Origin of the sequence: Rhizobium sp. NZLR1 (assembly GCF_017357385.1) — a bacterium.
In the GTDB taxonomy this organism is placed as follows: domain Bacteria; phylum Pseudomonadota; class Alphaproteobacteria; order Rhizobiales; family Rhizobiaceae; genus Rhizobium.
The window spans coordinates 2,332,443-2,356,413 of record NZ_CP071632.1; the positions used below are offsets into that span (position 1 = coordinate 2,332,443).

Here is a 23,971-nt window from a genome sequence, read left to right on the forward strand (position 1 = left end):
TGGGTCTGCTCTTGCCGCGCTGACCGCTCGTCCCTCAGCCGGTCACCGCCGCCTCGCCTCCCAGGCATGGCCGGCAGAGCCCGCAAGCAGCACGTCGAACGGCAGGCGCCGAACCAGCCTGGCGGCAACGAAGGTCGCGCCGATCGCCGCGGCTAGCTTTGCCCAAGGGTAGTCGCCGAGCTGAACATGGGCGTTTGCATCGACCGACGTGGCCTTGGCTTTGAGTGCCGCTTCGGCATCCTCGCGCAGCGCGGATATTCGGACCCGGAGCAGCCTTAGCTCCTGCCGCAGGGCGTTCAGGTCCTGATCGGCTTTTTCACGCGCGGTCTCGGCGGCGGCATCCGCAAACGGCGGCTCACCTTCGGCGATCAGTTCATCGGGGTCGAGCGGAAGGTGGCCGTCCCGGTTGATGGATGATTGCATGGACATGTCCTCCAATGACAGGCGAGAGAAAATAGGGCCCGGTATCGCCACCGGGCCGTGGGTTACGGCAGGTACTGATCAGTGGTCGCGTCGGAAACCCTGGCTCTGGTTGGATCCGCCTTGCGACTGGGTTTGCGATTGGCTATTGGCATCTTCCGACGGCGCGGCATCCCTGCCGCTCAATGTGTAGGCACGCACCTTGGCGCTTCCGTGCGCGGTGTCGCTCATTGCGACCGGGTGTGCATCGTCAGAAGCCGACGCTTCGAAGGCACTTTCGGACACAGCAAGGTCTTCCGACGCTTTGCCGCCAGAGGACTGGCCGGCAAAACCGGTATTGGATGCGCCTTGCTGCCGGTCCTCCAACGACCAGAGGTCCGCCCGGTCATCCATATCGATGCTGCCCTCGTCGTCGAGAATGTCGTGGACGGTCTCATAGAGCGCGTCATCGATATCATTGACCTGGACGAGGAAGCCGCCTCGCCGCAGCCCTTCTGCGTATACCGCACGATCCTCATCGGGAAAGAAGAAGTCCGCCAGCGCGTCGAAGAAACCGCTGCGGTCGTCGCCCATCGTGCCGGCGGTTTTTCCATCCGCCTCATATCCCGGCATCAACCTGATTCTGGCAACCGGCACACCCGCGTCCTCAAGACGAGACACGGCGGATTCGGCTTCCGAGCGGCTGTCGAAAAATGCGGTGAGGCTGCCGCCCCCTGTCGGGCCTGAGAAGGCCGGATTGGTATCGTTGTAGATGCTGCTCATGGGATTGTCCTCTCGATGCATAGACCCACGCCGTCGATCCGCCGGCTGGTTTCCTGTTCAGAAAAACAGGTGGACGACAGGAATGTTCCAAGCGAATGCGGAGGATGTAATGGCGGCTCCCCGATATCGAAATGAGGAACGTTTTGACGTCGAGGATCGTTGTCCGGCGCCGCCGCAATTCCAAGCGCTGTAGCGGTTGACGTCAAACCTTCGAGACGCTAGCACGGCTCTTGACGCATCGGGGATAATTCATATGGACATCTTTACGGCAGCCGGTCTCACGGCTTTGCTGCAGGTCATTGCTATCGACCTCGTTCTCGCCGGCGACAACGCCGTGGTTATCGGTCTTGCCGCTGCCGGCCTCGAGGCCACGCAACGCCGCAAGGCGATCATCGTCGGCATTCTGGCAGCGACCGTCCTGCGTATTCTCTTTGCCAGCGTCGCGGTCTATTTGCTGGCGGTTGTGGGCCTGCTGCTTGCCGGCGGCCTGCTGCTCCTGTGGGTCTGCTGGAAGATGTGGCGCGAGATTCGTGCCGGCCATGGCGACAATCACGATGCGGCGAGTGCCGAAGGCGCGCCGAGAAAGACCTTCTTTCAGGCGGCGACCCAGATCGTCATCGCCGACGTCTCGATGTCGCTCGACAACGTGCTCGCCGTTGCCGGTGCCGCGCGCGAACACCCGAGCGTGCTGGTCATCGGTCTTGCCCTGTCGATCGCGTTGATGGGCATCGCTGCCAACCTGATCGCCCGGTTGCTCAACAATCACCGCTGGATCGCCTATGTCGGCTTGCTTATCATTCTCTACGTTTCGCTCGACATGATTTATCGCGGCGCCGTCGAGGTTATGCCCTACGTATAGGGGCCCTGGAGCAGAATGATTTTAGGCCGGACCGGCCTGAAATCTGAATTCTGTTCGAGGTGTTCAGTCCCGGCAGCGTGCTCTGGAGGCGGGGCTCAAGCCCCGATCCTCACTTCGATTTCGAAACTCATCTGGTCATAGGCCGGCACCACGTGGTCTGGCGTCTCAGCCATCACCGTGTCGTAGTCGAGCGGCGTGTGCATATGCGTGAGGATCGCCCGTTTCGGCTTCAGCCGGCCGATCCAGTCGAGCGACTGTTCCAGCGACAGGTGGCTCGGATGGTAGGTATACTGCAGTGCGTCGATGATCAGCACATCGAGATTGTGAAGCTTGTCGACGGTCTGCGGCGGAAAATCGCTGATATCGCTGCAATAAGCCACATCGCCGATACGGAAACCGAGCGAATGAATATCGCCGTGCTGCTGGATATGCGGATGAAACGGTATCTTGCCGCCGGGGCCGCGGATTTCGACGGGTTCGTCGAGGTTTTCGATGACAATGGGCAGCACGATCGGCGGATAATTGCTGCCCGGCGGCGTTTCCAGGCAATAGCCGAAGGCCTCCCGCAGCCTGTCCATCGTATATTGGTCTGCAAAGATCGGCACCCGGCGGCGGGTGTTGTGAAAATAGCCCCGCAGATCGTCGATGCCATGAATATGGTCTGCATGTGGATGGCTGTAGAGCACGGCATCGACATGGTCGGCCCCCGCCCTGATCATCTGCTCGCGAAAATCCGGTCCGGTGTCGACGACGACGGTGGTGACACCGCCATCCGGCGCAAATTGCTGCACCATGAAGGCGGCGCGCGTGCGCCGGTTCTTCGGATTGTCGGGATTGCAGGCGCCCCAGTCGCCGGTAATACGTGGCACGCCGGGTGACGACGAACAGCCGAGAATGGTGAAGCGCCGCCGGTAGAGCACGCGCTAGACCCTCGGCATCTTCGTAAACAGGCGCAAAGCGTTCTCCGTTGTGATCCGTGCGACCTCTGCGTAGGAAAGGCCGATCGTCTCGGCGAGCACCTCGGCGGTGTTGACGACATAGGACGGTTCGTTGCGCTTGCCCCGCCAGCGCTTCGGCGCCAGATACGGCGCGTCGGTTTCCACCAGCAGCCGATCCTGCGGGATTGTCTTGGCGATCTCGCGCAGCTCTTCCGACTTCGGGAAGGTCAGGATGCCGGAAAAGGAAACATAGCCGCCGAGTTCGACGCCGGTCCGTGCCAGTTCCGGGCCTGCCGAGAAGCAGTGCAGGATGAAGGGGAAGGCCCCCTTCCCCGTTTCCTCGGTCAGGATCGCTGCCATGTCCTTATCGGCGCTGCGGCTGTGGATGACGAGCGGCAGCTGCGTCTCGCGCGCCGCCGCGATATGGCGCAGGAAGCCGGTCTGCTGGTCCTCGGGGTTCTGCGTGTCGTAGAAATAGTCGAGACCGGCCTCGCCGATCGCCACCACCTTCTCATGGGCATTGGCAAGCCGCACCAGCTCTTCCGTCTGGATATCCAGCTCTTCGTCGGCATTGTTCGGATGCGTACCGACCGAGCAGAACACCGATGGATATTTTTCGGTGATTGCCAGCAGCCCGTCGAGCTTGCGCACCCGCGTCGAGATCGTCACCATCTGCTTAACACCGGCCTGGTGGGCGCGCGCAACGATTTCGTCACGCTCCGCCTCGAAGTCGGCGAAATCAAGGTGGCAATGCGTATCGATCAGCACGGCCTCAAGCCTCCGGAGCCACGTAGCGCGGGAAGACCGGCGTCGGCGCTTCGAGCGGCGTTCCGGCAACGAGACGGCCGGCTTGCCCGAGAGCAGCGAAGTCGCGCTTGTCTTCCGATGCCGCGACGAGATCGAGCAACTTGCCTGATGAATCAGGCATGAATGGCTGTAGCAGGATGGCGATCTGGCGTACGACTTCGGCTGTGACATAGAGCACCGTGCCCATACGCTCGGGATCGGTCTTCTTCAGCGCCCACGGCGCCTGCCCGGCGAAATAACGGTCGGTTTCGGAAACGACCGAAATGATCGAGGCGAGCGCCCGGTGGATCTGCTGCTTGCCCATGTCGTCGCGTGTCGAGGCATGCAGCGCGTCGGCCTGCGCCAGCATTGCCTTGTCCTCGTCGGTCAGCGGCCCGCATTCGGGGATCTTGCCGTCGCAGTTCTTGACGATCATCGACAGCGAGCGGCTGGCGAGATTGCCGATGCCGTTGGCGAGGTCCGAATTGATGCGGATGCCGATCGCCTCTTCGCTATAACTGCCGTCCTGGCCGAAGGACACTTCGCGCAGGAAGAAGTAGCGCACCGGGTCGAGGCCGAAATGGTTCACCAGATTGACGGGATCGACGACGTTGCCGAGCGACTTCGACATCTTCTCACCCTTGTTGAGCAGGAAGCCATGGGCAAAGACCCGCTTCGGCAGCGGCAATTTCGCCGACATCAGGAAGGCCGGCCAGTAGACCGCGTGGAAGCGGATGATGTCCTTGCCGATAATGTGCACGTCGGCCGGCCAGTATTTTGCCAACGGACCGTTCTTGTCCTCGATATAGCCGGTCGCGGTGATGTAGTTGGTCAGCGCGTCGACCCAGACATACATGACATGGGCGGGATCGTTCGGCACCTTGATGCCCCAGTCGAAGGTCGTGCGCGAAACTGAGAGGTCCTTGAGGCCAGACTTGACGAAGGAGATCACCTCGTTGCGGCGCTCGGCCGGGCCGATGAAGTCGGGATTTGCCTCGTAGTGGGCAAGCAGCTTCTGCTGATATTCGGAGAGCTTGAAGAAATAACTTGCCTCTTCCACCCACTCGACCGGCGTGCCCTGCGGCCCGTAACGCACGCCGTCGGCGCGCAGCTCCGTCTCGTTTTCCTGGTAATAGGCCTCGTCGCGCACCGAATACCAGCCGGCATAGCTGTCCTTGTAGATGTCGCCATTGTCGGCCATCAGGTTCCAGATGTTGCGCGATGTCTCGTGATGACGCTCCTGCGTGGTGCGGATGAAGTCATCGTTTGAGGCATTGAGCAGCGTGGCCATTGCCTGGAATTCGCCCGAATTGCGATCGGCGAGCGCCTGCGCGGTGATCCCTTCTGCGCGCGCCGTCTGCTGCATCTTCTGCCCGTGTTCGTCGGTGCCGGTCAGGAAGAACACGTCCTTACCGTCAAGGCGCTGGTAGCGCGCCATCGCATCCGTCGCGATCAGCTCATAGGCATGGCCGATATGCGGCTTGCCATTGGGGTAGGAAATCGCGGTGGTGATGTAGAAGGGTGTCTTGTCTGTCATGGCGGCCAATGTCCGGCTAAGTCTATAAAAATGGTCAGCCGCTCTTAGCGCATGTCACCGTCAAGCGAAACATCAAGTTTTACCGCCGCCAATGATTTCCGGGACGTTGGCGTGGTGAACTTGACTCAGCTTCTGCCGCAATCTACCCGTCATGGAAAAGAGGGCGGGACAGAACGAAGTGCCAGTTTTCATCTATCCGGTTTGTCGTGGCTGCGCGCCGTCGGAGGCGCTTGATTGACATTCGAACCTCTCTATTCACTTTCGGGCCTGTTTGTCGGCGCACTCGTCGGCATCACCGGCGTTGGTGGCGGTTCGCTGATGACACCGTTGCTGGTGCTGCTCTTCGGCGTCCATCCCGCAACCGCCGTCGGCACCGATCTTCTCTATGCGGCGATCACCAAGACCGCCGGCACCGCCGTTCACGGCATGCACGGGCGCGTCAACTGGAAGATCGTCGGCAGCCTCGCGATCGGCAGCGTGCCGGCCGCCTTGCTGATGCTCTGGCTGCTGGCAGGCGTCGACCGCAAAAGTATCGGCGTCACCAACACGATCACCTCGGCACTTGGCTGGCTTCTTGTCATGACCGCGATCATGCTGATCTTCCGAGCCCAGATACTTGAACTGGCGCGGCGCGCCTTCGGCGATCGCACGCCGCCGCAGCCGCGAACAATCCTTGCCCTCACCGTCGTTCTCGGGTTCTTTCTCGGCGTCCTCGTCACCCTGACTTCCGTCGGTGCCGGCGCGCTGGGTGTGACGATCCTGCTGGTCCTTTATCCCAGGCTTGACGTGCGCGAGATCGTCGGGTCCGATATCGTCCATGCGGTTCCGCTGACCCTGATCGGCGGCACGGGCTATTGGTTGATCGGCGAAATCGACTGGCCGATGCTGTTTGCCCTGCTCATCGGCTCTATCCCCGGCATCATCATCGGCAGCTTGCTGGCGCCGAAGTTGCACGAACGCACCATCCGCATCGTCCTTGCCTTGACACTCGCCGTCGTCGCCTGGAAGCTGTTGACCGGCTGACCGGAGCATCGGCATCCCAAGGTTAGCGGCCCGGCTGCTTGATGTCGGCGAGAATGCTGATGATCGTCTGTTTGCGGTCGAGGTTGTAGGCATCCGAAATGGTGAGCCGCTCGGTGATCTCGGAATAGAGCCGCGCCAGCCGTTCCGCAGCTGCGATCTGTCCCTCGCCTGCCGCTACGCGCGCCCGGTTCATAATGTCGTCGCCGACATGGCTGACGAAGAAATCGAAGATCGTGTCACTTTCCCTGCCCGAAAGCGCGTCGGCCAGCCGATGCATGGCCTTGCGGGCCGTCGCTCCTTCGGCCGCCAGCATCTCGTCGTAGGCGGCGATAATCTCGCCGCCGCCGTAATTCAACAGTTTCAGCGCCTCGCCGACGCTGCCCTTGGCGGCCGAAAGCACCGCCCCACCCTCGCCTGACATGCCGAGATGGGCAAGCGCCGCCATGAGCGCATCGTCGGCCAGTGGCGCCAGTTTCAGCGGCAGGCAGCGCGAGCGGATCGTCGGCAGCAATCGTCCAGGCGCATGCGAGAGCACCAGAAACAGCGCCCGCTTCGGCGGTTCCTCCAGGATCTTCAGGATGGCGTTGGCCGCATTGCGGTTCATGTCGTCCGCCGGATCGATGATGACGATCCGCCAGTTGCCGGTGCCTGATGTCTGCGAGAAGAATTTGCCGGCGCGGCGCACTTCGTCGACGGTGATCGACGACTTCACCTTGCCGGTCTTTTCGTCCACCGGCCGGGCAAGATGCAAGAGATTATGCGAGGCGCCGGAGGCGATCTGCCGGCTGACGGGAGAGGCTGGATCCGGATCGCCGATCGTCTCCGGCGCCCTCTCGGGATCGGGATGCGAGAGCACGTGATTGGCGAAGCGGAAGGCGAGCGTCGCCTTGCCGATGCCTTCCGGCCCCTCGATCAGGATGGCGTGGTGGCCCTTGCCGGACCGATAGGATTGCGCAAGGAAGGCTTCCGCCTCCTCATGGCCGAACAGCCTGGTATTTTCCCCCGGCCAAATGGCGCCGTCGAGCAGTCCGGGCCGGTCTTCACTCATAACGGGCTTCACTCATGATGGGCGGCTTCCGGCGTCCGGGCACGGTCCGCAGGCGACATGAGCTGCCGGACGATCGCCAGAATCTCGGCGGCGATCGCCTCTTCGCCCTGCATGGCGTTGATCACGTGACAGCGCTCCGGCTCGCGGGCGGCGATATCGAGAAAGGCTTCGCGCCGTTTCTCGTGCGTTTCGAGGCGCTCTTTCTCGAAGCGGTCGGGAGCGTCGGCGGCGGCGCGCTTCTGCGCCCGCTCCAGCCCGATTTTGGCGGGGATATCGAGGATCACTGTGCAATCCGGTATCACGCCGTTGATGGCGATGCGCTGCAGGGTTTCGATGAAATCGGGCTCGAGATTGCCGGTGATGCCCTGGTAGACGCGGGAGGAGTCAATAAAGCGGTCGCAGAGCACGATCTTGCCGGTGGCAAGTGCGGGCCGGATCACCTCTTCGACATGGTCGTTTCGCGCCGCTGCAAACAGGATCGCCTCCATCCGCGTGCCGAAGGCTTCGGCAGCCCCTGACAGCAGCACGTGGCGTACGGCCTCGGCACCCGGCGATCCGCCGGGTTCGCGCGTCATCAGCACGTCGCGACCTTCGCCCTTCAGTGCCTCGGCGAGGCGGCGGATCTGCGTGGATTTCCCAGCGCCTTCCCCGCCTTCAAACGTAACGAATAATCCCGTACCGGATGACAATGACAACTTCCCGCATTCCGGGCGCCGCGCGCGCTCCATCTCTTCTATCTATCCGAAGATATCAGGGAGGAAAACCTTTCGCCGCGGCGACATATTCACCTTTCCCGGCAAATTGTATCAGAATGCCGGGTGTTCAAGCCCAGGCGTTCAGCCGGGCGCGGACTTGTCCCAGAGCCAGGAGAAAAACAGCGATTCGCCGAGTTCCAGCATGGCATCAACCGCCCGGCTGCTGAGCGAACCCTCACCGACCGCCTGCACGGTGTAGAGCGGCACTTCCCTGAGCAGCCGGCTGCCCGTGAGAATCCTGAGCGTGCCTGCCTGGGTATTCGCCGTCACCGGCGCCGTCAGCGGCCAACGATAGACGATGCGTGCCGACAGCCTGTCGGGATTGCTGATCGGAATGTAGACGCTGACTGGCGCCTTGGCGATGAGATCGACGGTGCGCGCCGTGCCGCCATAGACGCTGGCAGAACCAATCACTTCCTTCTCGGCGAAGATTTGCCGGCTCTCGAAGGCGGTCAGGCCCCATTCGAGCACCCGCTTGGCCTCCTCCGTCCGCTCCTTGTCGGAAGCGATGCCGGCAAGCGCCAGAAACAGCCGCCTGCCGTCGCGCTCAACCGACGCGACGATCGAATAACCCTCGCCCTCGGTAAAGCCGGTGGCCAGCCCGTCGGCGCCGAGATCGAGCCCGAGCAGCGGATTGCGGTTGCGCTGGAAAATCTTGTTCCACTCGAAATCCGGCTGCGCGAAATAGGGATAGAGCTTCGGATAGGATTGCTGCAGGGCCGTGGCCAGCGTCACCATCTCGCGCGCCGTCACCTTGCTCTTTCCATCGGGAAGGCCGGTGGAATTGCCGAACTCGGCCTTCTCCATGCCGAGCTCACGGGCACGCCGCGTCATCGACACGGCAAATTGCTGCTCGCTTCCAGCCATGCCTTCGGCGAGGATGATGCAGCTGTCATTGGCGCCCTGGATGGCGATGCCCTTGATCAGATCCTCGACGCGCACGCGCGATTTAAGGCTGGCAAACATCGTTGCCGTCCTCGACGGAGCGCCACCGGTTCTCCAGGCATACTCGGAAACCGGATATTCGGTATCGAACGTGATCTGGCCCTTTGTCACCGCCTCGAAGACGAGATCCATCGTCATCAGCTTGGCGAGCGAAGCCGGCGAAAAGCCCTGGTCTTCGTTTTTGGCGAGAAGCACCGTGCCGGTGGCGGCCTCGATCATATAGGCCTGCGTCGCCTTGGTGACGAAACCGGCAGCACCGCTATCGGCCGCAAGCGCCCCGGTGATGAACGGCATAAGGCATGCCAGAGCAATTCCAGCAAAAGTGCGTAGCGAAAAGGTTAGAGCGGTTCGGCGCTTCGATGGGAAGCTGAACCGCTCTAAAAGGCAAAGCACAGGCTTCAGCATCAACAGTTTCCATCGATCGAGCGGCGTGTCGTGAGGAAGTTAGAGCGAGAGGAAATCCGATGCAATTGCCGCGCTCAGCGCGCGGCGAATTTGGCCTGCTGGCGCTTGGCCGAAGCAAGGATCGACTCCTGCGTCAGCCCGTCGTTGCGCACCATCACCGCGTCGAAGGCGAGATCGACGGTTACCGTCTTCACGTCCTCGTTCTGGTAACCGAGCGCGAGAGAGCCAAGCGGCCGTTCGTAGGGCATGGGACCAATCTCCGGCAGCACGACCATCTGGTCGAAGGCCTGCGGGGCATTGTTGACGGACGGTGCTGGCGGCGCCACCAGAACATGCGCACCCGGAGCAAGAGCGGGTGCCGCATTATAGCGCGCGCTCGGCGTCGAGCCGGCATAGGAGGTCGCCGACATCGGTACCGGCACGTTGGCCGGCGTCTCGTAATCTTCCGAACTCTGCAACTGGTCGCGGGTGATCTTGCGGCTGTTGGAGGCGACCATTACGCCGGTTGCGATCTGGCCTTCCGGATTGACGCCGGGAAGACGGCTGCCCTTCGGCGCGTAGGAGGCCATTAGATAGGGCATGTCGTGTCCGTCCATGCGGGCGCGACCGACATATTGCACGCGCACCTTGCCGGTGCCGCTGTGCTGCAGATCCAGCATGTCGGCCGTCTTGTTCGAAAGGTCGATGATGCGGCCTTCATGATAGGGGCCGCGATCGTTGACGCGCACGATGACGGAGGAACCACTTTCGAGATTGGTGACGCGCGCATAGCTCGGCAACGGGAAGGTCGGATGCGCCGCGGAAAGATGCATCTGGTCGTAGACTTCGCCGTTCGCCGTCAGGCGCCCATGAAAAGCCGAGCCATACCAGGAAGCGACGCCGACCTTGTTATAGGCGAAGTCTTCCTTCGGATAATACCACTTGCCCTTCACCTCGTAAGGGTTGCCGACGATATAGCGGCCGCCGCCCTTGGGGATATTGTTGCCGGTGGCGACCCTCGGGCTCGCCTTCACGCCATATTCGGATTCGGAGAAATATTCTTTGCCATGGGATTTCTTCTTCGGCACCGCCTGCGTCGTGCCGCACGCCGCAACCGTCGCACACATCGCCGATACCGCCAGCCACCGTGCTGTCGTTGCGAAAGACGCCGCCCCGTATCCCAATGTCATATGCCCCACGCCGCTCAACGATCGTTATGGTTAAGGAACTTCGCCCCATACTGGGCCAATAACGCCTTATCCCCACCCGCCTAACGAGGATTTAATCTTGCTAAGTTCGTGGCAAATTTACGAACGATTTCGCAGCGATAGCGACAATTCTAATGATTATGGTTTATAAATCACTAACGCGAGCCTTGCCGCCCCGCCCTTCCGCTGCCGCAAAGAGGCCTGAAATTCCCGTGCCGATGCGGTGAATATGGTAAACGTTCGGCCGCTTCAAAGCGCTCGAAAAGCTTTATATTGAGACGCTGTCGGCGATATGACGCTATGCACACGCAGTGTCTCGTATTGACCCTCCGCAACTGCGCGGGAACGAAATGTCCGCCACCGGCTTTGAAGGTTTATGCCTTTGGAGGATCACCATGAACGATGAAATCATTATGCAGCTCGAGACGGTCAGCCAGCAGTTGCATGCCCGGTCTCGCGCGCTTTCTCAGCCAGATCAAGACAACGACATCGCAATCCTGATGTCGGCACTCGCGGTGACGATGGCGGCAGTTCGATCTCTTTGCGAGGATATGAACCAACTCAACGGTCCAAAGGGCCTCGGATCTGACGGACGTTAGATCTGATGTCTCCGGCGCAATTCACACAGAGCTTGCAGCGGCAACGAGATATGCGCCAAACGCAAACTCCCACCGGCGTCCAAAGCTTGCCGGCAGTATCTGAAAGAACAGCGCTTTCTTCCGTTGGATTGTCGCGCAGCGTTCATCGAAAAGTAGATTTTAGCCGCTATTCCAACCCCGCTTCTCATCTCATATCGGGTTCCGGCAATGGATCTTGCGACAGTCCTTCTTCTACACAAGTCTTCCTTCATCGTGGGGGCAATCTGCTTCTTTTACGTGAGATGGCGTTCTGGAGCGACGCCAGGGCTCGGCGTACTTGCCGTCGGTTTCTCCTTGCTCGCGATCGCCTCAACGCTCGCCGGTCTGGATGAGCGCCTTCACATGTCCAATGATGCCAGAACATTCTGGAGTTTTTCGCTTGGCGCCAATGGTTACGGGCTGATGGCGGTGGGTCTTTTCGGCCTCAGCCGGCGTCATAGCTCTCTTCGAGACTGGTGGCCGTTGCTCCTTCCCGTCGTTCTGACGCTGAGTGCCGCGATCACGCCGTGGTATTTGGACAACGGGCTCAGAGCATCCGTGTTCAACGGCAACGCCGCCATTCTGCTTGCCTTGTCAGGGTTCGTGATCGCCCGCGACTTCTTCGACGAGCGTCTGACCGCGCGGCTCGGTCTTTCCGCGGCTATTTTTGTAGCGACGTCTCTCTCCGCGTTGGTCGTGGTCGGTTTCATCTTTCCCAACGATGCGCCTCTTCCCCCGCGCTACGCATTCTTTTTGCTGATCATCTGTCATTTCGCAGTGGCTCTATTCGTGCTCGTGCTCGTGCAGGAACGAGCCGAAGAGAAGCTAACCAGACTTGCCAATACCGATATGCTGACCGGCGTTCCCAACCGGCAGCATTTCTTCAATTCGCTTCCTAAAGGCCTCGGACCCGGAGACGCATTCGTCCTTATCGATATCGACTTTTTCAAGAGTGTGAACGATCGGTTCGGACACGACAAAGGTGATGTTGTTCTCGTAAATGTTGCTCGGACGATTGCTGACAGCATACCCCAGTCCAGCGTCTTTGGTCGGCTGGGCGGCGAGGAGTTCAGCCTCTTCCTTCGCGGCGAAACCGAGGCCTCTGCTTTCGCACTCGCGGAGCAGATACGTGAGGCGGTCAACGCCTTGAGTCTCGTCTTCGACGGAAAACAGGTCTCACTGACCGTCAGCGCAGGTGTGGCGCTGTGGGAAGCGGGCCTCACGGAACAGGACGTCCAGAAGCGTGTGGATCAGGCGCTTTACAGTGCCAAAAATAACGGTCGCAACCGGGTGGAGTTGTTCACCGGCATCGGGTTGACCAATAGCACCCCTGCACTGGAACTGCGATCGGCCCGCGCAGGCTGACAAACACTGGAGCTCGGTCACGCTCAGACTGACTGGCACGCCATAGCGGAATGCCGGCATATGCTACAGAGCAAGTTGACGCTGCGATCAAAGCTGCTAAAACCCAGCCATCGAGTGATTGGGTCGCAAACCGGCACTAACAGCCGGTTGGAAGAAATCAACGAAATGTGATTTCTTAACCTTTCAATCAGATGGAAGAGTGTCCGAGTGGTTTAAGGAACCGGTCTTGAAAACCGGCGTGCGGGAGACCGTACCGTGGGTTCGAATCCCACCTCTTCCGCCATACCGCCAGTCGGCAGGATTTTACTCCCTCGCATGATCTCAGAATGACGGTCCATCCGGCCTGAAATCATAGATTGCTGGAAAAGCTTGCAAGCTGACGGCCGGCAATAGCTCTTACAATGCCGGAGGGCGTGTCCGAGATGTTTTGTAGGGTCGCGGTGCAACCCGATTAAAGGGATTTACGGCCTGGATATAGCGTGACCGGCAGCTGAAGACGCCGCCCCACTCACGAAAACAGCGAGTAGACCCAGAGGCCAACAGAACCCCAGAAGATAACCGGCATCAGTATCATTCCCAAAACGAAAATCTTCGTCACCGCAAAACCCCGCAACTCCACCAATGCCGCAAAATCTATTACGGTGACCGTGAGTTGCCATGGGTACGAAGTCCGGGATCGATCGGACCTTGGTCTAAGTTTCGATCGTTTATTGCTTAGTTAAATCGGAATTGGTTCGGCGCCGGTAGGTCGCCGCCGCGATGGCAAGCGCCGTAGCGATCAATGCCGCTGCGACAGCGAAGGTGATCTGCATGCCTGAATGCACGGCCTCGGGACGCGCCGCGGCGATCTCGGATGCTGCCGATCCGTACGCGAACACGGCTCCCATGACGGATGCGCCGGTGATCAGCCCGAGATTGCGCGACAGGTGGAGCACGCCGGAGATGACGCCGCGCTGGTCGGCGCGGACATCCGCCATAACAGCCGTGTTGTTGGCTGCCTGGAACAGCTGATAGCCAGGCGTCAGCATAGCGATGGCGGTGATGTAGCCAGCGATTCCGGGCAGCACGGCGAGAGCGATGCAACCGAAAGCCATGGCGACGAGCCCTGCGACAATGACGAAGGGCGCGTCCAGACGATCGACCAGGCGACCGGCCGGGACACCGCTGAGGATGGAGATGACGGGACCGATCGACATGACGGCTCCGACCAGCGCTTCGTTGAGCCCGAGCGCACGGGAGAGATAGAAGGGCGCCACCACCAGCGTCGCCATCATGACCGTCGAAACGAGCGCGTTCATCGCCAGACTGGCGGTGAGCACGCGATTGCGGAATAGCGCCAACTGGATCAGCGGCGATGCCGTTCTGACCTCGGCGAAGACGAAGAGAGCGGCGCCGAAGCCGGCGGCAAGCAGCAGGGCCAGGTTCAACGGGCCAAAGCTGCCATGCCCGACCGTCATTGCCAGCGCATAGGCCGAAAGCGTCAGGGCAAGCAGTAGCGTGCCCAATGTATCGAAGCCGGCCCGATCCTTCTTCTTCTGTCCGCCGATCTCGTCCGGCACATAGCGAAAAGCGAGAACGAATGTCGCAATGCCGAGCGGTACGTTGACGAGGAAGATTGCCGGCCAGCCGAAAGAGGCGATCATGAGCCCGCCGAGCGACGGCCCAAGAGCCGTGCCGACCGCCGACATGGTTCCGAGCAGCCCCATGGCGCTACCGGACCTCGCCTTCGGCACAGTATCGCCAACAAAGGCCATGGTGAGCGCCATCATGATCGCCGCACCCAGACCCTGCAGCGCGCGCGCCGCAATCATCAGCCACAGCGTCGGTGCAAGGCCGCAGACGACCGAGGCCAGCGTGAAGAGCAGGATGCCGATGAGCAGCAGCCGGCGGCGGCCGGTAATATCGCCGAGCCGCCCGACGCTGACGATCAGCGTGGTGATGGCAAGGAGATAGGCGAGCACGATCCACTGGACGTCCTGGAAGGAGGCGTTGAACGCCCGCGCCAGGCTCGGCAGGCCGACATTGGCGATGCTGGTGCCGAGCGATGGCAACAACATGGAGAGGGAAAGACTGGTGAGTGCCCAACGGACGGAATATGTGCGTTCGACACCGGCCTCGCCTGGCTCTGCAATGATCGGCTTCACCGTGAACTCCTCGTTACTGCTCCCGAAACGGAGCGAAGGAAACATAACGCTCCGGCCGATATGGCGAAACGCGCAGCATTTGCATTGTATTGATGCGTTTGGCGCCACATCAAACAGTGTTATATCGGATGTATGTCGACACCCGATCTCAACCTGCTTGTCACCCTGGATGTGCTGCTTGCCGAAGGCAGCGTTGCGCGTGCGGCCCAAAGGCTGCGGCTCAGCCCGTCGGCGATGAGCCGGGCGCTGGCGCGATTGCGCGAAACGACGGGCGATCCGCTGCTGGTGCGCGCCGGCCGCGGCCTCGTCCCCACGCCCCGGGCGCTCGAACTGCGCGAACGGGTCGGCCGGATCGTCGAGGAGGCGCAAACGGTCCTGCGCCCTGCCGAGGCGCTCGACCTTCAACGCCTGGTCCGAACGTTCACGCTGCGCGCCAGCGAGGGCTTCGCTGAGAGCTTCGGACCCGATCTTATCGCCCGCCTCGGTGGTGATGCGCCCGGCGTGCGGCTGCGTTTCGTGCAGAAGCCAGACAAGGACAGCGCCCCATTGCGCGACGGAAGCGTCGACCTGGAAACCGGTGTCGTCGGCGACACGATGGGCCCGGAGGTGCGGGCGCATGCCCTGTTCCGCGACCGCTTCATCGGGGTCGTTCGAACGGGGCATGCGCTTTGCCGGGACGATGTCACACCCTCCCGATATGCGGCCGGCCGGCACATCCATGTCTCGCGGCGCGGGCTCGACAAGGGCGCGATCGATGAAGCCCTTGATGCGCTCGGGCTGGAACGGCAGATTGCCACCATCGTCGGCGGTTTTTCCACCGCGCTGGCTCTCGCCCGCGCGTCGGATTTGATCGCCAGCGTGCCGGAACGGCACACCGGAGCTTTGCGCCAGGGGATGCGCAGTTTTCCCCTGCCGGTTCCGACCCCTGAGATCACCGTTTCACTGCTGTGGCATCCCCGGATGGATGCCGATCCGGCCCATCGCTGGCTGCGCGGCTGCGTTCGGGACGCTTGCGCGGCGGGGTGATCGGCGGCCACGTCGAACTGACCGGCGAGTGATCGATCCGTTCGCAATGGTTGACTATCCCTTGTAGACGTGATTTCCCGCGCCCAAGATCATCAGGCGAATTATCAGGCGGAAACATCATGGCCGACGACATCATCGTAAAGGACAGCAACGGAAGCCAGCTTCACGATGGCGATTCCGTGACGCTGATCAAGGACCTCAAGGTCAAGGGAACCTCCGAGACGCTGAAGCGCGGAACGCTGGTCAAGGGCATTCGCCTGACCTCCAATCTCGGCGAGATCGAGTGCAACACCAAGCAGGTCAAGGGTCTGGTGTTGAAAACGGAATTCCTCAAGAAGGCATAGGATCGGCCTCGCCCGCCCCGTCCTGCGGCACTTCCTCGGTGATCACCTCGAAGCGGGAGAGCGTTGCCGGGCCGAAGGCCGTCGACATCGCGACGTCGGTGGCGTCGCGGCCGGTCCCCATCAGTATCCTGCCGATGCGCGGCCTATTGTGGCGGGCATCGACCGTATGCCAGTGGCCGCCGAGAAAAACCTCGAACCAGGCGCTGAAATCCATTGGATTGGGATCGATCGGGACACCGATATCGCCGAGATAACCGGTGCAGTATCGGGCTGGGATATTCATGCATCGGCAAAGCGCGATGGCGAGGTGGGCAAAGTCGCGGCAGACGCCGGCCTTGTCGGTGAAGCCGCCATGCGCGGTTCGCAGCAAATCGGCCTTCTGGTAGTCGAAGGTGATGTGGTCATGAACGAAATCGCAGATCGCCTGGACGCGCGCCCAGCCGAGCGGCGTCGACGAGAATGTTGCCCAGGCAAAATCGCCAAGCCTGTCGGTGTCGCAATAGCGGCTGCCGAGCAGGAAGACGAGCACATCGTCCGGCAGGTCATTGATCGCATGTTGGATGGCATCGTCGGGAACTATGTCCGGTTGCCCGCTGTCATAGATCTCGAATTCCGTGGAAATCGTTGTAAGGCCTGGCGGGGCGACGATCCGGCTGCAGGCATTGCCGAACACATCGGTATAGCCCCAGGCCTCGATCGGCTGGTCGAATGTCAGCACCTGCTCGCTGAGAAGATCGGCGCGACGGGAGGGATGAATATTGAGGACGAGCAGCATCGGTGTCGGCTGCGTACATTCATAGCCCAAATGAAACCCGGCGCGTATCTTCATTGTGGCTTCCTTGTGTCCCACATAGGTGGCGTGACTATGCAACGTGGATCGCGCTGCCCGGTTCCCGCAGCCGCGGCTGTCGCCGCAAAACTCGGGATGTCCGATATTACTTCGTGGTGACGTTGACCTGCACCGTCATGCTGTCGAAATCCGTCCCATCCCCATCATAGCTGCCGCTCAACGGGACTGCCTGGCGCGGATCGCGGGCAACGGCGACACGAATGAGATCGCGGTTGCCGACGATCCCATTGGTCGGATCGAACTCCGTCCAGCCGGCGCCCGGAAGATAAATCTGGCACCACGCATGGGTGGAACCGCCGCCGAGCACGGTGGAGCCGTCGCGATCGGGAACATAGACATAACCCGTGACAAACCGCGCCGCGAGGCCGAGGACGCGTGCCGCCTCCATCATCAGCAGCGCGAAATCCCGGCAGGTGCCGGAGCGAAGCTGCAAAGTCTGCTGCGGCGTCTGCGTTCCGTGCTCCATCCGGCGCGCATAGACGAAGCTTTCCCGAATGGCATAACAGAGCGTCATCAGCAGATGCCCGGTCTCTGTCGGACGTCCCTGCCGCACGAACTGGCGCGCCCAGCGTCCGACATCGTCGTTGGGGTCGGGATAATGGCGCTGCATCGCCGGCGTCAGATCGGCAATTTCGTCCTTGTCGTAGGAGAATGGATAGGTCAGGGCCTGGTCGTCTACCTTGAGATCAAGGGCGACCTGGGGTGTGTGATCGAGCGTGATCCAGGTTTCGAAACGAAGCTCGGACGCCGGCCTCGAAAAATCGATGAGCGCCACGCAATTGCCGAAAACATCGTGGATCCAGCGCACATGACTTTCCTTAGGATATATCGTCAACGACGCTTCGATCAGCCGCTGGTCAAAACTGTCGCGCGGCCGGAACATCAGGCGATGCTCGCCGAAATCGACCGCCCTGACGTACCGATAGGACGTGATGTGGCGGACGGAAAAAATCGTCATCGGCCGCCGTCCGGTAATCTTTTCACTTCCTTGCTCCAAGACGGCGACGCCGCTCTTCCTCTACGGAGGCGCCCTCGCCGCTTCGCCGCTCATCCCGATTTCTTGTCATATAAGCACATTCGAAAAATTGCTATTCTACATCAAGCGATCGACGGCAGAGCCGTCCAACCTAAGAGGATAAAATGCATATCATCTGGGACGTTCTGACGCTTCTGCTGACAATCGGCTCGCTCTATGGCGGTCGCGAATACCGGATTATTCGCGCCCGTGCCCGCGCCCAGAACTGGGGCAACTTCTGATTGGATTAGACTTGAACGCATCGCTGTCGCCACGGTGGCGGTTACGTCGAATGACGTAAAGCCATACGCTTAAGGAAATGCTTCATTAGCCGAGACGGCGTCTATCCGTCCATTCTCCCTGTTATTGCAAGCCCGCCTCACCCCAGGCGGGCTTTTTTCGCCGTTGACCCTTCTTCGCCTGCCGCGAGAATATTGGCGCGCGTCTCACTTCTTGGCACCTGCCGAAAGCACCCGATGTGTCGCATTGTCCATGGCGTGGCTCGCCTCCTGCCCATCCTTCTTCAGCCCGTATGCGGTATTGCCGCAGCCGGAAAGCGTGAGCAGGCAGATGCAGGCGATGGCGATTACAGCTTTTGACATCGAGTTTCCCCAGATGGAGTGGCGATCAGGGAAAGATGATGCATTTCCTGCCAAAATCAATCCGCCGGCCTTCGGTGCGGATCGCATATGGAACTCTATGGCGCGAGCGGCGTTTACAGAAGCCATCCAACCGGGATCAACGACATGGATTATCAGATTGCCTTCGCCGCGACCGTCGCGACAGCGTCCTTCCTCGTCTTCATGCTCGTCGTTCACCGGACATAATCGCCCGGAGGTGTGTAGCGGTGCCGGCAGAACCCCATGCATTAAAACAAAGCGCTAAAACGCGTTGCATGAATTATTTTGATGCGACGGACTTCAGACGTTCATAGCACCGACGACACGACGGAGATTAAGGTTGGCACAATAAACGCAGCTTATCCGTCAGTGCACCCCTAAATATTAGACAAGAAACGTTTCAATTTATACAAGCATTTAAACCATTATCGAATGTATTTAATTTTAGTTAAATGTCACGTTTAACTATCCATTAACAATATCCTTGCGCGCCGTCCACTTCCGCTTATGCTTTATGCAAAGGGGAGAGGAACGATGTTTAGCAAAAGCCTGATCATGCCGGTGGGATTTGCAATACTTGCCATTGCTGGCCTCTTGTTTCAGATTGCTATCCACGCGTTGGAGTCCCCTGTTACCATGCTGCAGCCGTAAGTCACATAAGCTGCTGAACGCGCGAGCAATCTCGTAACTGGGAGTGGAACTTCCCTTCGATTCGTGCATTCTGTGACTCGTTTTGCCAGGAGGGAGATAATCATGGAAAACGCAGGCGTGGGTTGGATTGCAGCCATCATCATCGGTGGCATCGCCGGATGGCTGGCGGAAAAGGTCATGAGCAGCAGCATGGGCTTGCTCATGAACATATTGCTCGGCATCGTCGGCGCCATCGTCGCCAACTGGATCCTGGGTCTGTTGCACATCCAGCCGCTTGCAGGTTGGCTGGGTTATCTGATCACCGGCTTTATCGGTGCCTGCATCCTGATTTTCATCGGGCGCGTCATCCGCCGCTGAAGGTCGCGCTAGCCTTCAAACATCGAAAGCCGGGCTATCATTGCGCCCGGCTTTTCATTGTCCTGAATTCTTTCTAGCGGCGGCTCAGCAGGCCGAAAACATAGGCAATGCCTGCCGTCACCGCGAGCGCCATCAGCGGTTCTTCACGAACCTTGTCGCGCAGCTGTTCCGTCATCAGCGATGCCTCGTCGGTCACCGCCGACTTTGCCCCCTGGCCGAGCGCGACCACGCTTTCCGTCAGCCGGGAGAGATCGTTGCGAAGGGCCGCGACCTGCGCCGACAGATCGTCTGCTGCGATATCGGCCTTGACCCGCGCAGCGGTGGATTCGGCGGAAGCGGTTTTCAATTCAGCCATGGTCTGCTCCTGTTTCATGGGATGCGGGTTCAACGAAATGGCGGCCCGAAAGGTTCCGCCGCAACCGATCTTTTGTTCGCCGCAGAGCCGCCACGCCGCCGCCGCCGCCCGGCGCAGCTTTTCGCGCGACAAACCCTTCATTTCCTGTCGCGTTTGTTCTAAGGAACGTCAAATGTCCGCCCGCGCGCGGGTTAATGATACTGCGAGGTTTGCGTTTCTATGTTCCATATCCTGAGAAGAGCCGCTCAGACCTGGGTCGCCAAGCTGCTGATGCTTCTGCTGGTCGCGTCCTTCGGCATCTGGGGCGTCTCCCGGTCGCTGATTACCGGCAGCAACAGCACCACGGTCGTGACCGTCGGCGATCAGCATGTGGACGTCAACGAATTCCACCTCGCCTACCAGCGCCAGGTGGCAAGCCTCAGCCAGCAGTTCGGCACGCGCCTCACGCCGGAACAGGCCCGCGCCTTCGGCGTCGAGCAGCAGGTGCTGGCCCAGCTCGTCGCCGGCGCCTCGCTCGATCAGCTTGCCGAAGAAATGAACCTCGGGCTGTCCGAAGATCGCCTCGCCCAGTTGATCGCCGATGATCCTGCATTCAAGGCTGTCAACGGCAAGTTCGACCGTGAACTCTTCATCTCGCGCCTGCGCAATGCCAATATCCGCCAGGATGATTACATCAAGGAGCGCAGCAAGGTCGCCGTCCGCAGCCAGGTCGTCGATGCCATCTCGAACGGCTTTACCGCTCCGAAGACGCTGGTCGACGCCCTGAAGCTCTATGGCGGTGAAAGCCGCAGCGTCGACTATTTGCTGCTCACCAACGCCAATATCGAGCCGATCAAGGCGCCTGCCGACGACGTGCTGGCGGCGTGGTTCGAGGGTGTGAAGCAACGCTACCAGGCGCCTGAGTACCGCAAGCTCGTCTATCTCAAGCTGCAGCCCGCCGATATCGCTGACGCAGCGACGGTCGCCGACGACCAGATCCACGAAGCCTTCGACAAGAGCAAGGATACCTACCGCACGCCGGAAAGCCGCACCATCGAACAGCTGACCTTCACCAGCAAGGATCTTGCCACCGCCGCCGAAACGGCCCTGAAGGGCGGCACCAGCTTCGATCAACTGGTCTCCGACCAGGGCAAGACGGCAAGCGACGTACTGCTCGGCGAGTTCACCAAGGACAAGGTTCCCGACCAGGCTGTTGCCGATGCGGCCTTCGCGGTTTCGCGCGATGGCGGCACGACACCTGTGGTCGAGGGCTCCTTCGGTTCCGTCATCCTGCGCATCACCAACATCAAGCCGGAAACGACCAAGAATTTCGACGAGGTGAAGGAGGACATCCGCAAGCAGCTGGCGCTTTCCAATGCCTCTCAGGAAGTGATCAACGTTCATGACCGCATCGAGGATCTGCGCGCCGGCGGCGCCACGCTCGAGGATATCGCCGGCCAGTTGAAGCTGAAGGCCGTGGCCGTCGACGCCGTCGATATGACCGGCGCAGACAAGGACGGCAAAGAGGTCAAGGATATTCCCGTCAAGCAGCAGCTGCTCGGCGAAGCCTTCAAGACCGAGGTCGCCGTCGATGCGCCGCCGCTGCCGATCGGCAATGATGGCTATGTCTGGTTCAACGTCCGCGAAATCACGCCGACCCGCGAGCGCCCGGTCGCCGAGGTGCGCGAAAAGGCGGTCGAGGACTGGACGGCGGAACAGCAGAAAGCCGAACTTGCCAAGAAGGCCGACGAATTGAAGGCCGCAGCCGCCAAGGGCACCGCGCTTGCCGATATCGCAACGCCGCTCGGCATCGCCGTCGAAAGCAAGAGCGGCGTCACCCGCTCAACCGATGATCCGGTGCTTGGCCGCGCCGGCGTCACCGCCGCTTTCTCCGGCCCCATCGATACGGTCGCGAGCGCTGTCGGCGCCGATCCGTCGACGCAGATCCTGATGAAGGTCACAGAGGTCAACAGCGAGCCGACCAGCGATGCGCTGAACAACCGCGATGCCCAGATCACCGCCATGGCCAATGCCGCCGGCGACGATATTCTCGATCAGATGGTCAACCTGCTGCAGACGCAGTACGGCGCGCAGATCAACCAGACGCTCGCCGAACAGGCGACGCTTCGTTAGGAGGCCTTTATGACCGATCTGAAGCCGTTCCTGGCCAAGGCCGCAAGCCGCGAGCCGCTGACGCGTGACGAGGCTCGCGCCGCCTTCGACATCCTGATGTCGGGCCAGGCGACGCCCTCGCAGATCGGCGGCTTCCTGATGGCGCTGCGCGTGCGTGGCGAAACCGTCGACGAGATCGTCGGCGCCGTCACCGCGATGCGCTCGAAGATGCTGACCGTCGAGGCTCCGGCCGATGCGATCGACATCGTCGGCACCGGCGGCGATGCCAGCGGCACCTACAATATCTCGACGCTGGCGGCGCTGATCGTCGCCGGCGCCGGTGTCCCCGTCGCAAAACACGGCAACCGGGCGCTGAGTTCGAAGTCGGGTGCGGCGGACAATCTGGCGGCACTCGGCGTCAAGCTCGATGTCGGCCCCGAGATCATTTCCCGCTGCATCACTGAGGCCGGCGTCGGCTTCATGTTCGCGCAGCTTCATCATTCCGCCATGCGCCATGTCGGCCCATCCCGGGTCGAACTCGGCACCCGCACCATCTTCAACTTGCTCGGGCCGCTCTCCAGTCCGGCCGGCGTCCGCCGCCAGCTGCTGGGGGTCTTCTCGCCGCAATGGCTGGTGCCGCTTGCGGAAGTCATGCGCGATCTCGGCTCCGAATGCGTCTGGGTGGTTCATGGCGACGGCCTCGATGAGATCACCACGACCGGCATCACCAAGGTAGCCGCACTCGAAAACGGCAAGATCCGCACCTTCGAGCTGTCGCCCGCCGATTTCGGCGTCAGCCCCAGCGTGCTTGCCGACATCAAGGGCGGCGATGGTGTCGCCAACGCCGCAGCGCTTCGCGAGGTGCTCAGCGGCGCGAAGAACGCCTATCGCGATATATCGCTTGCCAATGCCGCCGCCTCGCTGGTGATCGCCGGCAAGGTCGAAACGATTCGCGACGGCATGACGCTCGCGGCGCAGTCGCTCGATAGCGGCGCCACCGCGCTCGCTCTCGACAAACTCATCGCCGTTTCCAACGATATCGACTAGGATTACCCCGATGACCGATATCCTGAAGAAGATCGAACTTTACAAGCGTGAGGAGATCGCCGCCGCCAAGGCTGCGGTGTCGCTTGCCGACCTGAAGGCGATGCAGGCCGGCCAGTCCGCCCCGCGTGGCTTCCATCGCGCCCTTGCTGCCAAGCGTGACGCCGGCAATTTCGGTCTGATCGCCGAGATCAAGAAGGCGAGCCCGTCGAAGGGGCTGATCCGCTCGGATTTCGATCCGCCGGCGCTGGCAAAGGCCTACGAAGCCGGTGGCGCGGCCTGCCTTTCCGTGCTGACCGATACGCCGAGCTTTCAGGGTGCGCCGGAATTCCTGACGACGGCACGGGCCGCCTGCGGTCTACCCGCTTTGCGCAAGGATTTCATGTTCGAGACCTATCAGGTGCATGAGGCGCGCGCCTGGGGTGCTGACTGCATCCTGCTGATCATGGCCTCGCTTTCTAATGACGAGGCCGAGCGTCTGCAGGACGAAGCTTTCTCGCTCGGCATGGACGTGCTGGTCGAGGTCCACGACGCCGAGGAGATGGAGCGGGCGCTAAAACTGTCCTCGCCGCTCATCGGCATCAACAACCGCAATCTGCGTACTTTCGAGGTCAGCCTGACTGTCAGCGAGACGCTGGCCGCCATGGTTCCGGCAGACCGGCTCCTCATCGGCGAAAGCGGCATCTTCACCAATGCCGATTGCAAGCGCCTGCAGGCCGTCGATATCAGCACCTTCCTTGTCGGCGAAAGCCTGATGCGAAAGGATGACGTGACGGCCGCCACTCGCGCGCTGCTCTTTGGCGAAGCCGCCATCGCGGCCGAATGAT

General features: G+C 61.0%; 25 protein-coding genes and 1 tRNA gene. 12 read left to right on the top strand and 14 right to left on the bottom strand.

The window, feature by feature from the left end:
- Nucleotides 1-42: 42 nt before the first annotated feature.
- Nucleotides 43-423 carry a hypothetical protein gene (locus tag J3O30_RS11655; protein WP_207580507.1) on the bottom strand — a complete coding sequence of 127 codons (381 nt, stop codon included), beginning with the start codon at nucleotides 421-423 and terminating at the stop codon, nucleotides 43-45.
- Between the two features lie 78 nt (nucleotides 424-501).
- Complete coding sequence (locus J3O30_RS11660) at nucleotides 502-1,182, bottom strand: hypothetical protein (RefSeq protein ID WP_207580508.1); 681 nt, start codon at nucleotides 1,180-1,182, stop codon at nucleotides 502-504.
- Between the two features lie 253 nt (nucleotides 1,183-1,435).
- On the opposite strand from J3O30_RS11660, the gene J3O30_RS11665 reads away from it, so the two are divergent.
- The gene (locus J3O30_RS11665) at nucleotides 1,436-2,041 is read left to right on the top strand and encodes a TerC family protein (protein ID WP_207580509.1); all 606 of its coding nucleotides are present in this window, start codon (nucleotides 1,436-1,438) and stop codon (nucleotides 2,039-2,041) included.
- Nucleotides 2,042-2,136: 95 nt separating this feature from the next.
- Here J3O30_RS11665 and J3O30_RS11670 read toward each other — a convergent pair whose 3' ends face one another.
- Genes J3O30_RS11670 through metG form a run of 3 tightly spaced genes read right to left on the bottom strand, consistent with a single transcriptional unit; the run spans nucleotide 2,137 to nucleotide 5,302 of the window.
- Nucleotides 2,137-2,961: an MBL fold metallo-hydrolase gene (locus J3O30_RS11670; protein ID WP_207580510.1), complete on the bottom strand. Its 825-nt coding sequence runs from the start codon at nucleotides 2,959-2,961 to the stop codon at nucleotides 2,137-2,139.
- A gap of 3 nt (nucleotides 2,962-2,964) precedes the next feature.
- On the bottom strand, nucleotides 2,965-3,747 hold the full coding sequence (locus J3O30_RS11675) for a TatD family hydrolase (protein ID WP_207580511.1): 783 nt from the start codon (nucleotides 3,745-3,747) through the stop codon (nucleotides 2,965-2,967).
- A gap of 4 nt (nucleotides 3,748-3,751) precedes the next feature.
- Nucleotides 3,752-5,302 carry a methionine--tRNA ligase gene (gene metG, locus J3O30_RS11680; protein ID WP_207580512.1) on the bottom strand — a complete coding sequence of 517 codons (1,551 nt, stop codon included), beginning with the start codon at nucleotides 5,300-5,302 and terminating at the stop codon, nucleotides 3,752-3,754.
- A gap of 234 nt (nucleotides 5,303-5,536) precedes the next feature.
- Here metG and J3O30_RS11685 point away from each other — a divergent pair, with 234 nt between their 5' ends.
- Complete coding sequence (locus J3O30_RS11685) at nucleotides 5,537-6,325, top strand: sulfite exporter TauE/SafE family protein (protein ID WP_207580513.1); 789 nt, start codon at nucleotides 5,537-5,539, stop codon at nucleotides 6,323-6,325.
- Between the two features lie 22 nt (nucleotides 6,326-6,347).
- On the opposite strand, the gene J3O30_RS11690 is transcribed toward J3O30_RS11685, so the two are convergent.
- The 4 genes from J3O30_RS11690 to J3O30_RS11705 form a co-directional block, all read right to left on the bottom strand.
- Nucleotides 6,348-7,373 carry a DNA polymerase III subunit delta' gene (locus tag J3O30_RS11690; RefSeq protein ID WP_207580514.1) on the bottom strand — a complete coding sequence of 342 codons (1,026 nt, stop codon included), beginning with the start codon at nucleotides 7,371-7,373 and terminating at the stop codon, nucleotides 6,348-6,350.
- Between the two features lie 8 nt (nucleotides 7,374-7,381).
- Nucleotides 7,382-8,062, bottom strand: coding sequence for a dTMP kinase (gene tmk / locus J3O30_RS11695; RefSeq protein WP_207580515.1), 681 nt, complete (start codon nucleotides 8,060-8,062; stop codon nucleotides 7,382-7,384).
- A 147-nt stretch (nucleotides 8,063-8,209) separates the two neighbouring features.
- Nucleotides 8,210-9,367: a D-alanyl-D-alanine carboxypeptidase family protein gene (locus J3O30_RS11700; protein WP_207580516.1), complete on the bottom strand. Its 1,158-nt coding sequence runs from the start codon at nucleotides 9,365-9,367 to the stop codon at nucleotides 8,210-8,212.
- 185 nt (nucleotides 9,368-9,552) lie between these two features.
- The gene (locus J3O30_RS11705) at nucleotides 9,553-10,647 is read right to left on the bottom strand and encodes a septal ring lytic transglycosylase RlpA family protein (RefSeq protein ID WP_207580517.1); all 1,095 of its coding nucleotides are present in this window, start codon (nucleotides 10,645-10,647) and stop codon (nucleotides 9,553-9,555) included.
- A gap of 413 nt (nucleotides 10,648-11,060) precedes the next feature.
- Here J3O30_RS11705 and J3O30_RS11710 point away from each other — a divergent pair, with 413 nt between their 5' ends.
- The 3 genes from J3O30_RS11710 to J3O30_RS11720 all read left to right on the top strand — a co-directional run bounded on the left by J3O30_RS11710 (nucleotide 11,061) and on the right by J3O30_RS11720 (nucleotide 12,930).
- Complete coding sequence (locus J3O30_RS11710) at nucleotides 11,061-11,264, top strand: hypothetical protein (protein ID WP_207580518.1); 204 nt, start codon at nucleotides 11,061-11,063, stop codon at nucleotides 11,262-11,264.
- A 207-nt stretch (nucleotides 11,265-11,471) separates the two neighbouring features.
- Nucleotides 11,472-12,647, top strand: coding sequence for a GGDEF domain-containing protein (locus J3O30_RS11715; protein ID WP_207580519.1), 1,176 nt, complete (start codon nucleotides 11,472-11,474; stop codon nucleotides 12,645-12,647).
- A 193-nt stretch (nucleotides 12,648-12,840) separates the two neighbouring features.
- A tRNA-Ser gene (locus J3O30_RS11720) sits at nucleotides 12,841-12,930 on the top strand.
- Nucleotides 12,931-13,354: 424 nt separating this feature from the next.
- On the opposite strand, the gene J3O30_RS11725 is transcribed toward J3O30_RS11720, so the two are convergent.
- Nucleotides 13,355-14,791: an MFS transporter gene (locus J3O30_RS11725; protein ID WP_207580520.1), complete on the bottom strand. Its 1,437-nt coding sequence runs from the start codon at nucleotides 14,789-14,791 to the stop codon at nucleotides 13,355-13,357.
- A gap of 132 nt (nucleotides 14,792-14,923) precedes the next feature.
- Between J3O30_RS11725 and J3O30_RS11730 the strand changes: the two genes are divergently transcribed.
- Nucleotides 14,924-15,817 carry a LysR family transcriptional regulator gene (locus J3O30_RS11730; RefSeq protein ID WP_207580521.1) on the top strand — a complete coding sequence of 298 codons (894 nt, stop codon included), beginning with the start codon at nucleotides 14,924-14,926 and terminating at the stop codon, nucleotides 15,815-15,817.
- Between the two features lie 119 nt (nucleotides 15,818-15,936).
- On the top strand, nucleotides 15,937-16,161 hold the full coding sequence (locus J3O30_RS11735) for an alkylphosphonate utilization protein (RefSeq protein WP_207580522.1): 225 nt from the start codon (nucleotides 15,937-15,939) through the stop codon (nucleotides 16,159-16,161).
- Here J3O30_RS11735 and J3O30_RS11740 read toward each other — a convergent pair.
- The 3 genes from J3O30_RS11740 to J3O30_RS11750 all read right to left on the bottom strand — a co-directional run bounded on the left by J3O30_RS11740 (nucleotide 16,148) and on the right by J3O30_RS11750 (nucleotide 18,628).
- Nucleotides 16,148-16,990 (bottom strand): transglutaminase family protein, encoded by an 843-nt coding sequence (locus J3O30_RS11740; protein WP_207580523.1) that lies wholly within the window; start codon nucleotides 16,988-16,990, stop codon nucleotides 16,148-16,150. The two genes, J3O30_RS11735 and J3O30_RS11740, sit on opposite strands and share 14 nt — an antisense overlap.
- A gap of 106 nt (nucleotides 16,991-17,096) precedes the next feature.
- The gene (locus J3O30_RS11745; protein WP_207580524.1) at nucleotides 17,097-17,969 is read right to left on the bottom strand and encodes a transglutaminase family protein; all 873 of its coding nucleotides are present in this window, start codon (nucleotides 17,967-17,969) and stop codon (nucleotides 17,097-17,099) included.
- A 503-nt stretch (nucleotides 17,970-18,472) separates the two neighbouring features.
- Entirely contained in the window at nucleotides 18,473-18,628 is a 156-nt protein-coding gene (locus tag J3O30_RS11750) for an entericidin (protein ID WP_207580525.1), read from the bottom strand.
- Between the two features lie 87 nt (nucleotides 18,629-18,715).
- On the opposite strand from J3O30_RS11750, the gene J3O30_RS11755 reads away from it, so the two are divergent.
- Together J3O30_RS11755 and J3O30_RS11760 are read left to right on the top strand one after the other, a co-directional pair.
- Entirely contained in the window at nucleotides 18,716-18,853 is a 138-nt protein-coding gene (locus J3O30_RS11755) for a hypothetical protein (RefSeq protein ID WP_207580526.1), read from the top strand.
- A 546-nt stretch (nucleotides 18,854-19,399) separates the two neighbouring features.
- Complete coding sequence (locus J3O30_RS11760) at nucleotides 19,400-19,654, top strand: GlsB/YeaQ/YmgE family stress response membrane protein (RefSeq protein WP_207580527.1); 255 nt, start codon at nucleotides 19,400-19,402, stop codon at nucleotides 19,652-19,654.
- Nucleotides 19,655-19,727: 73 nt separating this feature from the next.
- On the opposite strand, the gene J3O30_RS11765 is transcribed toward J3O30_RS11760, so the two are convergent.
- On the bottom strand, nucleotides 19,728-20,009 hold the full coding sequence (locus J3O30_RS11765) for a hypothetical protein (RefSeq protein WP_026188395.1): 282 nt from the start codon (nucleotides 20,007-20,009) through the stop codon (nucleotides 19,728-19,730).
- Nucleotides 20,010-20,228: 219 nt separating this feature from the next.
- Between J3O30_RS11765 and J3O30_RS11770 the strand changes: the two genes are divergently transcribed.
- Genes J3O30_RS11770 through trpC form a run of 3 tightly spaced genes read left to right on the top strand, consistent with a single transcriptional unit; the run spans nucleotide 20,229 to nucleotide 23,970 of the window.
- Complete coding sequence (locus J3O30_RS11770) at nucleotides 20,229-22,121, top strand: peptidylprolyl isomerase (RefSeq protein ID WP_207580528.1); 1,893 nt, start codon at nucleotides 20,229-20,231, stop codon at nucleotides 22,119-22,121.
- A 9-nt stretch (nucleotides 22,122-22,130) separates the two neighbouring features.
- Nucleotides 22,131-23,147, top strand: a complete 1,017-nt coding sequence (trpD, locus tag J3O30_RS11775; RefSeq protein ID WP_207580529.1) for an anthranilate phosphoribosyltransferase — start codon at nucleotides 22,131-22,133, stop codon at nucleotides 23,145-23,147.
- 10 nt (nucleotides 23,148-23,157) lie between these two features.
- A complete protein-coding gene (trpC, locus tag J3O30_RS11780) occupies nucleotides 23,158-23,970 on the top strand; it encodes an indole-3-glycerol phosphate synthase TrpC (protein ID WP_207580530.1) in 813 nt (270 codons plus the stop codon).
- Nucleotide 23,971 lies beyond the last annotated feature (1 nt).